The following is a 9,981-nucleotide window of genomic DNA, read 5'->3' on the forward strand; positions in this document are numbered from 1 at the left end:
GAGCAGATCCCAGCGCCCACGGAGATCTGAGCCACTGGGCACACCAGGGGGTGCTGATGCTCAACCGAGTGCTGACCGTGGCCGCTGGCAGCCCGGCCTCACACCGCGGAATCGGCTGGGAGGCGATCACGGAGACTGCGGTCCGTGCGCTGGTGGGGCGCGGCACACCGCTGGTCTCCATTCTGTGGGGCGCCCAGGCACGGAAGCTGCAGCCGCTGCTCGATGCTGGCGATCACACCGAGGTGATCACCTCCGCCCATCCTTCGCCGCTGTCAGCCTCCCGCGGGTTCTTCGGCTCACGGCCGTTCTCCCGCACCAATGAGGCGCTGCGGCGCCTGGGGACTGAGCCGATCGACTGGCAGCTACCGCCTGCGCGTTCGTGAGCGTTCGTTGGACTGCATCCCTGAGGTGAAGGGGCGCATGAGCACGTCGCCGAGCACAATCCCGGCCGCAATAGCCATAATGATGATCATCGCGTTGAACAGCTCATACAGCCCGGCCATCATGAACGCCGCCGAGTTCTCGATGGCGATCTGATACATGCCGCGGAAGACCATCAGGCCGGGCAGCATGAACATCATCGCCGGAACGGCGACCACCAGCTGCGGGGCACCCATCCGCAGAGCCACCACACGACCCAGCGCGCCGACCACGGTGGCCCCGATGATGGGGGTGAAGCGCTCCCCCAGGCCCATCAGCTCCCCGGCGTAGAACGCACAGAAGCCCAGTGCTGAGACCACTCCGGTGGGGATCAGCATGCGCCAGCGAGACTGCTCCACGATGCCCGCGGCGACGGCGGCGAAGAACACCAGCACCACCAGCACCGTGGGGTGGTAGATGCGCGTCAGCCCTTCAGCGACCTCGATGACCGGAGCGCCGAACAGGTCAGCCAGCACCACCGCGGCCATGATGCCGGCGGTCATCCCCGCGAAGGCGATCATCGAGGACACCAGGCGTCCGGCCGAGGTGAGCGGGAACCCGTTGATCGCATCCTGGATCGCCGAGACGATGCGGGCGCTGGGCAGCAGAATCATCAGCCCGCCGGCGACCACCATGGACGGGGTGACGTTGGCATCGAGCATGAAGGCGGCCATGCCCACCGCCGTGGCGGTGAACCCGCCGGCGGCCAGGGTGAAGAACTCAGGCACTTTCCAAGTGGTCAGCACCCGGCTGATCCACAGCACCAGGAGGGTGGCGCCGAATCCGGTGGCGGCGTCGAGGATCGGCGCCCCCAGGAAGGAGGCGAAGAAGCTGGCGAAGACCGCACCTGCCAGGGTGACCATCCACCGCGGGTAGGTCTTGGGCTCCCGGATGAGCTCGTTCAGCCGCTGCTCGGCCTCGGCGCGGGTGAGCCGGCCGGCGATGATGTCGGTGACCAGCTGGTGCACCGCCATCAGGGCTTTGAAGTTATTGGACCAGGACCGCACCACGCGAACCCGGGAGTAGGGGATCTTGCCCTCCGGGGCCCAGTTGAGGCTGATGGACTGGTTGGTGATGTCCACATCGGTGTTCTTCATCCCGAAGGCCTGGGAGACCGCGATGATGGAGGTCTCCACCTCCAGCGCCCCGGCGCCGTAGCGGAAGAGCGCCTCACCCACGTCGAGCACGAAATTGATGGTCTCCAGCTCATCGGACTCCACCGGGTGCTCTGCCTGAACCGGGTTCTGATAGGGGGTTCCGGCAAGCCTGTCGACGATTGCGGCGCTGCCGGTGGCTGGCTTCTCCGTCTCCATAATTTTGTTGAAGACCCGCTGGGGGTTGACCTTGCGGTCAAATACAGTGCGGTCAAAGATCGGGGCGCGCCGGGGCTGACTGCCCTTCTTCGGCTTCAGCCAGGAGGGGGTCAGCACCGAGGCGCGGCGCAGCGGCTCAGCCGGCAGCGTCGGGGAGGGCTCGGTGCCCGGCATGCTGATTGTTCCGGTCGCCGGACCCGGCTGGGCACTGTCAGCCAGGGAGAAGTCGTCGGTGTACTCGTGCCGGGTGACCGTCGTCTCGTCCTCCTCCGCGGCCCGCGCGGTCGCGTCGGCGTCGTACTCCTCCCACTCCAGATACGATTCCTCAGCCGCTGAGCGCCACCTGGTGGCAATGGAGCCGGTGAGGCTCTTCATGAAGCTCTCGTGCTCCTCGGGAGGTTCCTCGGAGGGGCGGACCACCGGAATCATGGAGGTGTCGGTGGGCGGCTCGGAGATCACCGGATCAATGGGTGTGGTCTCGAAGGTTCCCGTCTCCGGGGCAGCATCGGCCGGCGTCTGGGCGTCGTCGGGCGAGGTCGAGCTCTGAGCGCTGTGCTCGTTCTGCGACATTTCGGCCTCCTAGACACCAGCCAACCACAAGAAACCCACCACAGCGGGCGTTTAAGAGTGACGAGAACGTGAACCCTGAGACGAGGGGTTCTGTGCAGAGGCAGACTGCCTCCTGCAGTGGATCCGAATGGACTCGAACCATCGACCTCACGCGTGTGAAGCGTGCGCTCTAACCAACTGAGCTACGGATCCTTAAGGGCCGCGCGGCGCAGGCGAACCTGGGCGGCAGCGCCGTCAAATACTAGCACCTGCCGCGGCCCATCCCCAACTTGGGGTCGCCGAGGGCAGCCTCAGCTGATGGCGTCGGCGATCGGTGTCTCACCGTCGTAGAAGTTGATGCGCTGACGGACACCGGCACCGTTGGCCAGCACGTGGCGGATCACTTCGGCGACGTTCTCCCGGGAGGTGGAGCTGGGCTCGGCGCTGCCTTCCACTGCGCCCGCCTCGTCGGCGGTGATGATCTTTTTGCTGGCCGGCTCGCTGGTGAGCTTGGCGGGTCCGAGAATGGTGTATTCCAGATCCGTCTCGGTCAGGTGCTTGTCCGCCAGGTGCTTGGCCTCGGCGTAGGGATAGAAGGAGCTTTCCTTGTCTGCGGAGTGGACGTCCACGGCGGCGCTGATGTAGGAGACCATCACATAGCGCCGCACGCCAGCCTTCTCCGCGGCGTCCATCGTGCGGATGGCCGCGTCGTGGTCCACGGCTCTGGTGCGGTCGGGATTGCCCCCGCCCGCGCCGGCGGAGAAGACGACCGCCTCTGCGGAGGTGAAGGCTTCGGCCAGCGCGTCAGTGTCAGCACTCTCAATGTCCAGCAGCACCGGGTTGGCCCCGGTGGCGGCGACGTCGTCGCGGTGGTCGGGGTTGCGGATGATCGAGTCCACTGTGTACCCGGCGTCGGTGAGCTTCGGTGCGGCCAGCAGAGCGATCTTGCCGTGGCCGCCGACTATGACAATTTTCTTCTGATCAGCCATAGTCAGCACAACACTGCACAGCTGGCACTATTCCAGCAGGCCTCGTTTCACCACTCCCGAGCACGTATCACCCGGCTATCGGAAAATCACCGTCCTATACGACGGTGATGACCCGATGAGACGGTGATTCTGCGACTGGCTGGGGGCTATGCCTGCGCTGGCGATTCCGCTTCCTGCACGGCGGCACCCAGGTCCAGTCCCATCTGCCAGAAGGCTGATTCCATGCGGGTGGCGGTGGAGAAGGTCTGTGTCAGCGACGCCATGCGCTGGGGGTTGGCGGCCGGGTCGCCCAGGAAGCGCTCACCCAGCTCCTCGATGGTGGCTGCTGCCTGCGCGGCTGTCTCTTGGAACGGTTCGGAGGCGTACTCGCTGATCCACTCGGCGTAGGGGTGATCGGGGTTGTCCTCCAGCACGGGCTTGAGCCGGGATCCGATCTCCGCGTATCCGATGGTGCAGGGCGAGAGCGCCACGTGGATGTCCAGCAGGTCACCGCGCAGCCCGGCGTCGAGCACGTAGCGAGTGTAGGCGATCGTGGCCGGGTGCTCAGCGGCAGCGTTGAGATCATCACGGCTGAGGCCCCATCCGGCGCAGAGCCGCACGTGCAGCTCGGTCTCTTCGATGATCGCCGTCAGTCCCCGCTGGCCTGCCACGAGGTCATCGAGAGTGTGGCCCTTATAGGCGGCGAGCGCATTGGCGCGGGCGAACTGGATGAGGAACAGGTAGTCCTGGATGAGGTAGCTGCGGAAGGCCGCCAGCGGCAGCGTGCCGGCCTCGAGCTGGCGAAGAAATTCGTGTCCGGTGTAGTCGGCCCAGTCGCGGGCGGCCTCGGACTTCAGACGATCAAAAAGCGTCACGGGATTCCCTTTCCCTACGGCGGTTCAAGGTCTTGTGCCCCTAGCCGCATCAGGTTCATAGCGTCGCCGGTGCTTCCGGCTCTCAGCCCCGCGCTGGGGCACCGCTCGGTCAGTGACGACGCTAACACATCGGGGGATTCCCCTCAGGTGCGCGGGGCCGAGGCGTCCTGGTCCTGCTCCGCCGGGGTGGCCCTCAGTGTCAGGCCCAGCAGCAGGGTTCCGATGCTCATGGCCGAGGCGACCCGGAATGCGGTCCGGAACCCCTCCAGTGCCGCGGCCTCGGGCTCGGCGCCCTGGGCGGCTGCTGCGGCGGCTCCGATGCCCACCAGCGCCACCAGTGAGGCGGTTCCGATGGCGGCGGCCAGCTGCTGCAGCGTGTTCAGCAGTGCCGAACCGTGGGAGTACAGCGGCTGCGGCAGCGGGTTCATCGCGGTGGTGAAGGCTGGGGTGAACAGCAGGGCCAAACCGGCTGAGAGCACCAGGTGCAGCGCAAGCACCACCCAAATCGGCGTCGTCGTGCTCAACAGACTCAGGCAGAACAGTGCACCGATGAGGATGGCGGCACCTGGAGCCACCAAGGGTTTGGGGCCCACGCGGTCGTAGAGCCGGCCCACGAAGGGTGCCATGACGGCCATCAGCAGGCCGCCGGGGAGCATCAGCAGCCCGGTGCCCAGAGTGTCCAGACCACGCACCTGCTGGAGGAACATCGGCAGCAGGATGAGCGCACCGAACAGCGCGATCATCATCAGCAGCATCATCCCCAGTGCGCGGGTGAACTGGGAGTAGCTGAAGGGCTTGAGGTTCAGCAGGGCTGCATCGGACTTCTGCAGCCTGACCTGCAGCAGCGCGAAGCCGATCAGGAAGACCGCACCGACTCCGAGCACCGCCAGGGCAGTCAGGTTGATTCCGGGCCCGGCGTCGACGGCGTCGGGCTCTGCGCCGCCTTGGCCGCCGATCTGGCTGATGCCGTAGACGATGCCGCCGAAGCCCGGCACGGCCAGCAGCACCGAAGGGATGGAGAGTCCCTGGCCCTTGGTGCCGGTTTCGGGCGCCAGCCGCGGCCGACCCAGCAGCAGGGCTGCGGCAGCGATCGGCAGGATCGTCAGGAACATCCAGCGCCAGTCGGCCAGCCAGAGGATGAAGCCGCTGAGCGCGGGTCCGGTGGCCGGGGCCACCGAGATGACGATGGCGATATTTCCCATCACCACGCCGCGGCGGCGCAGCGGCACCAGGGTCAGCACGGTGGTCATCATCAGCGGCAGCATGATCGCGGTGCCGGCGGCCTGGACCACGCGGCCGGCGACCAGGAAGCCGAATCCGGGGGCGACGGCGCAGGCGGCGGTGCCGATGATGAACAGGCCCATTGCTGTGGTGAAGACCCCGCGCAGGCTGAAGCGTTGAATCATGTAGCCGGTGGTGGGGATGATCACTGCCAGGGTCAGCATGAAGGCGGTGGTCAACCACTGCACGGTGGTCTCGGAGACCCGGAACTGCTCCATCAGCGGAGTCAGTGCCACGTTCATGATGGTCTCGTTGAGGATCATCACGAAGGCGGCCACCAGCAGCGCGCCGATGGTGAACTTATCGGCGGTGGGCAGTCGTGCTTCGTCGGCAGGAGGCTGCGCAGGCGGCGCCTCAGACGCTGAACTGGCCAAAAGAAGATGCCTCCATCAGCCCAAATGCGAGCACCGGCACCCATTGGGCCCTGGATGACGGTGGTGTGGTCGAAGATTCTCCACCCCGGCGGAGACAAAACCGTGGAGAAGACTATCAAGCACTGTGCCCTCGCACGACCTGGCGGGCCCGCACAGCAGGTGGCAGCTCAGGTGCCAGTGAGGACGCGGGAAGCGAAGTCGAAGATGAGACTTGTGTTGGTGGCCGCGACTTCCTCGCGCATACTGATCCGCTCCGAGATGAGCGACCGCAGCCCGGTGGTGTCCCGGACCGCCACATGCACCAGAAAGTCCCGTTCGCCGGAGACGAAGTAGACGTGGCGAGTCTCAGCAAGGGACTCCAGGAATCCCTGGAACTCTCGGAGGCTCCGGCGGGCGTGGGGGTGGATCCTGATGGAGATCAGCGCCTCGATCTGAAGCCCGAGGGCAGCCGGCTCAACCTCAGCGCGGAAGCCGCGGATCACCCCGGAGTCCACCAAGGCGTGCAGACGCTTATGACAGGTCGACTCTGCCAGGCCGATGCGCCTGGCAAGCTCGCTGATGGCCATGCGCCCCTCGGATTCCAGCTCGGCGATCAGCGCCAGGTCTCGCTCATCGAGCGGCCGACGGTCAGAGGTTGGAGGCTGTGACATACGGAGAACTCCTCAGAATGGTGAAGATTCTTTCTAATCTATCCGTTTTACGAACGAATCTTCTGCACCCCTGCATTTCCTCGGTGCGAGTCTGCATAATGGCAGACAGCGACGACGCCCAACAGTTCAGGAGGACTCATCATGAGTGAAGCGCTCGTTATCGGTGCAGGCATTGCGGGGCTGTCCACGGCGTGGCACCTGCAGGAGCACGGATACGACGTCACCATCATTGAACGCACCGGGGTGGCGGCAGGGTCCTCCTGGGGCAATGCTGGCTGGCTGGCGCCGGGCAAGGCGATCCCGCTGGCCCACCCCAGCCTGTGGAAGTACGGACCCAAGGCGCTCCTTGATCCCGATGCTGCTCTGCATGTTCCCCGCAGGATCGACCCGCGCCTGTGGTCGTTTTTGGCGCAGTTCATGGCCCACAGCACCGATCGTGCGTGGAATCGGACCATGGCCGCGCTGACCCCGATCGACAAGCTTGCCCTGGATGCCTTCGACGAGCTCAATGTCGGCGGAGTCCAGGCCTGGACCCGTCAGGGCCCGTTCGTCGTCGGGTTCGAGAATGAGTCCCAATCGATGGGCTTCCACGACGAAGTCGCCGGCGCCGTCCGTCATGGCCAAGAGGTCCCCTTTGAGCGAATCGAGGACCCGCAGGCGTTTGCCCCGCAGCTGTCTGATGCGGTGAAGGTGGCCTACCGGCTCGAGGGGCAGCGCTTCCTGGAGCCTGGGCCCTACCTGGAATCCCTCGGGCAGGCGGTGACTGAGCGTGGGGCGCAGATCCGCACCGGGGTGGAGGTCGCTGAGGTGAGTTCCACCGGCCGCCCCACCGTGCTGCTGAGCACCGGCGAACGGCTCACTGCAGACTCAGTGGTGATCGCCACCGGGGCCTGGCTGCCGCACCTTGCTCGCCCGCTGGGCGTCAAGGTCCCGGTGCAGGCCGGACGCGGCTACTCCTTCACCGTGGAGACCGACCAACCAGCTCAGTACCCGGTCTATCTGCCGGACCAGCGGTTGGCATGCACTCCGTATCAGGGGCGTTTCCGCATTGCTGGAACGATGGAGTTCCGGGGCCCGGATGAGCCCTTCCAGCCGCGGCGCATCCAGGCGATGGTCACACAGGCACAGAAACTGCTGACGGGGGTGGACCTGGAGAACCGTCAGGACGAATGGGTCGGGTCCCGCCCGGTCACTCCGGACGGCATACCCCTGGTCGGCGCCACACAGGCACCGAATGTCTACGTGGCCGGTGGCCACGGCATGTGGGGCATGATCCTTGGGCCCGCTTCCGGCAAACTGCTGGCGGAGCGGATCGTCACCGGCAGCACGCATTCAGCGATAGCCCCGTTCGATCCGCTGCGATGACGAGAACTGCGGTTCAGCTCGGGTGGAGCCCCCTGCCGGGTTCGAACCGACGACCTGCTGTTTACAAGACAGCTGCTCTACCAGCTGAGCTAAGGAGGCACGACGCGCACGCCCTGAAGGGCGCCGACGTCGGATCTATACTAGCGCCGCACAGGCAGCGGTGACCAACTCAGGATTCGGCGTCGGTGGGCTCTTCACCCGATTCGGCGTCCTGCAGAGCTTCGTCGACCCCCTGGATGACCTCGTCTCCGGTCTCCTCCTGGTATGCCTGCACGGCCTCCAGGATGACGTCGCCGGCGTTCATGAACTCGGGGACCTCCTGGTCGTCAACATAGATGGTCGGAGTCCCCCGCACCCCGTTCTCACTGGCAAGGTTCGAGGTGTACTGGGAGAACGCCCGGTAGGTCCCGTCGTTGATGCACTCGGAAATATCGGTCCCGTAGCTGTCCTGGGCCAGGGCAGCCATCTCATCGTTGGAGAACTCGCCGCCTTCGGCACGCACCGAGGTGATCTCACCGAAGTAGGAGAAGTAGTTCTCCGGCGACTCCTCTGCCATGCACGCGAAAGCGTTGGCGGTCTGCGAGGAATAGGGGGGAGAGACCCAGGTGACCGAGCGGACCTCCATAGTGATGGCACCGGCATCGATCCACTCGGTCAGCATCGAATGGTAAGCGGCCTCAAACTGCCCACAGGCCGGGCAGCCGGCGTCGGTGTACATCACCACGTGGGGCACTTCGCCCTCTTCGCGGGGCTCCACACCGGGAGGCTGCTCCCCGGATCCGGAGATTTTAGCGTCGTCGAGGTTCTCCGCGTCAATCTCGCCCAGCGAGTCCCCCTCCTCCAGCTCACTGGTGGAGGACATCGAGATCCCGCCCTGCTCATTGGCCGCCGACGGAGCGGGTCCCGCTGTGTAGCTGCCATCATCGTTGGTGGAGAACGCAAAGACGCCCAGCCCGACAACGACCACCAGGGCAACCACGACGACGCCTATCCGCAGCAGCAGCGACTGAGTCTTGTGCTTACGCTCCTGCTCCTGCTGGAGCTTGCGCGCCTGTTCGCGCGCGCTGCCGTTGCGTGGTGCCATGTAGTTACTCCAAACCAGCTCAGGGACGGCGGACGACGAATACCAGGGTACCGCCTCTCAATCACCCGCGTGCACCACAGTGACCCCGGTCATTTTCGCCCCACCGCCCATTCAGTGAACGCCCAGGCCAGTGGCCGACAGTAGCGGCAGGGTTCAGTTCCTCACGTAGGCTGAGTGCAGACGAGGCGAAAGGGGCACAGTCCGATGGGCCGGGTAGAGAGCACGACGACGCCGAACGCTGCGGCAACGAGCTCGCAGGTGGCGGCCTCCGGCACATACATGACCGGCTACGACTTCGTCGTGGTGGCGAACCGCCTGGCGGTCAACCGCACCACCGATCCGGACGGCACCATTGGCTGGCAGCGCTCGCCCGGAGGCCTGGTGACCGCCTTGGCGCCGATCATGGCGGATTCCCAGGGAGCCTGGGTGGGGTGGCACGGCGCGGCGGATGAGGCGCTGAATCCCTTCGACCATTCTGGGCTGCATCTGCACCCGGTGCCGCTGAGCGACCAAGAGGTTGAGGACTACTACGAAGGCTTCTCCAACGGCACGCTGTGGCCCCTCTACCACGATGTCATTGCCCGTCCGCAGTTCCACCGTCACTGGTTCGACGCCTATCGCCGGGTGAATCGCAGGTTCGCAGCAGCCGCAGCGCAGGTGGCTTCGATCGGCGCCACGGTGTGGGTGCAGGACTATCAGCTTCAATTGGTCCCGCAGATCCTGCGCGAGCTGCGAAGTGACCTGAAGATCGGCTTCTTCAACCACATCCCGTTTCCGCCTCCGGGGCTCTTCGCCCAGCTGCCCTGGCGCCACTCAGTGATGCGCGGGCTGCTCGGCGCTGACCTGATCGGTTTTCAGCGCGAGTCTGATGCCGGGAACTTTCAACGCGTTGTGCGCAGCCGGTTGGGCCACTACATCAAATCTGGGCAGATCTATGTTCCGTACCAGGAGGCCAGTGAGGCGGCCGCCCCCCTGGCCGGGTTCAATGTGGACCCGGCCCGCGGCACCGCCTCACGGCAGCTGACTGTGCCGGATCCGGGGACCTACCGCATCGCCGAAGCCACAGCTTTTCCCATTTCCATCGACACCGAAAAGATCGTCA

General features: G+C 65.6%; 9 protein-coding genes and 2 tRNA genes. 3 read left to right on the forward strand and 8 right to left on the reverse strand.

Annotated elements, in window-relative coordinates; translation table 11 throughout:
- The coding region (locus tag FHX47_RS10570) for a uracil-DNA glycosylase (RefSeq protein ID WP_183358895.1) at nt 1–383 on the forward strand (383 nt) is incomplete at its 5' end.
- On the opposite strand, the gene FHX47_RS10575 is transcribed toward FHX47_RS10570, so the two are convergent.
- From FHX47_RS10575 to FHX47_RS10600, 6 genes are all read right to left on the reverse strand, one after another.
- Entirely contained in the window at nt 363–2,303 is a 1,941-nt protein-coding gene (locus FHX47_RS10575; RefSeq protein WP_183358897.1) for a threonine/serine exporter family protein, read from the reverse strand. The genes FHX47_RS10570 and FHX47_RS10575 overlap by 21 nt on opposite strands.
- A gap of 118 nt (nt 2,304–2,421) precedes the next feature.
- A tRNA-Val gene (locus FHX47_RS10580) sits at nt 2,422–2,495 on the reverse strand.
- Nucleotides 2,496–2,593: 98 nt separating this feature from the next.
- A complete protein-coding gene (locus tag FHX47_RS10585) occupies nt 2,594–3,271 on the reverse strand; it encodes an SDR family oxidoreductase (protein ID WP_183358898.1) in 678 nt (225 codons plus the stop codon).
- A 146-nt stretch (nt 3,272–3,417) separates the two neighbouring features.
- Nucleotides 3,418–4,125: a thiaminase II/PqqC family protein gene (locus tag FHX47_RS10590; protein ID WP_183358899.1), complete on the reverse strand. Its 708-nt coding sequence runs from the start codon at nt 4,123–4,125 to the stop codon at nt 3,418–3,420.
- 143 nt (nt 4,126–4,268) lie between these two features.
- Nucleotides 4,269–5,780, reverse strand: a complete 1,512-nt coding sequence (locus tag FHX47_RS10595; protein WP_246328180.1) for a DHA2 family efflux MFS transporter permease subunit — start codon at nt 5,778–5,780, stop codon at nt 4,269–4,271.
- 167 nt (nt 5,781–5,947) lie between these two features.
- Nucleotides 5,948–6,430, reverse strand: a complete 483-nt coding sequence (locus FHX47_RS10600; RefSeq protein ID WP_183358900.1) for an Lrp/AsnC family transcriptional regulator — start codon at nt 6,428–6,430, stop codon at nt 5,948–5,950.
- A 141-nt stretch (nt 6,431–6,571) separates the two neighbouring features.
- On the opposite strand from FHX47_RS10600, the gene FHX47_RS10605 reads away from it, so the two are divergent.
- Nucleotides 6,572–7,795 (forward strand): NAD(P)/FAD-dependent oxidoreductase, encoded by a 1,224-nt coding sequence (locus tag FHX47_RS10605; protein ID WP_183358901.1) that lies wholly within the window; start codon nt 6,572–6,574, stop codon nt 7,793–7,795.
- Nucleotides 7,796–7,818: 23 nt separating this feature from the next.
- On the opposite strand, the gene FHX47_RS10610 is transcribed toward FHX47_RS10605, so the two are convergent.
- Together FHX47_RS10610 and FHX47_RS10615 are read right to left on the reverse strand one after the other, a co-directional pair.
- A tRNA-Thr gene (locus FHX47_RS10610) sits at nt 7,819–7,894 on the reverse strand.
- A 70-nt stretch (nt 7,895–7,964) separates the two neighbouring features.
- Nucleotides 7,965–8,879, reverse strand: coding sequence for a DsbA family protein (locus FHX47_RS10615; protein ID WP_183358902.1), 915 nt, complete (start codon nt 8,877–8,879; stop codon nt 7,965–7,967).
- Between the two features lie 204 nt (nt 8,880–9,083).
- On the opposite strand from FHX47_RS10615, the gene FHX47_RS10620 reads away from it, so the two are divergent.
- The coding region (locus FHX47_RS10620; protein ID WP_425484918.1) for a trehalose-6-phosphate synthase at nt 9,084–9,981 on the forward strand (898 nt) is incomplete at its 3' end.

This window comes from Garicola koreensis, from assembly GCF_014195445.1.
Taxonomy (GTDB): domain Bacteria; phylum Actinomycetota; class Actinomycetes; order Actinomycetales; family Micrococcaceae; genus Nesterenkonia; species Nesterenkonia koreensis.

Coding starts and splice junctions, on each gene's coding strand:
- FHX47_RS10605 (WP_183358901.1), top strand. CDS start 6,572: ATGAGTGAAGCGCTCGTTATCGGTGCAGGCATTGCGGGGCTGTCCACG.
- FHX47_RS10575 (WP_183358897.1), bottom strand. CDS start 2,303: ATGTCGCAGAACGAGCACAGCGCTCAGAGCTCGACCTCGCCCGACGAC.
- FHX47_RS10615 (WP_183358902.1), bottom strand. CDS start 8,879: ATGGCACCACGCAACGGCAGCGCGCGCGAACAGGCGCGCAAGCTCCAG.
- FHX47_RS10585 (WP_183358898.1), bottom strand. CDS start 3,271: ATGGCTGATCAGAAGAAAATTGTCATAGTCGGCGGCCACGGCAAGATC.
- FHX47_RS10600 (WP_183358900.1), bottom strand. CDS start 6,430: ATGTCACAGCCTCCAACCTCTGACCGTCGGCCGCTCGATGAGCGAGAC.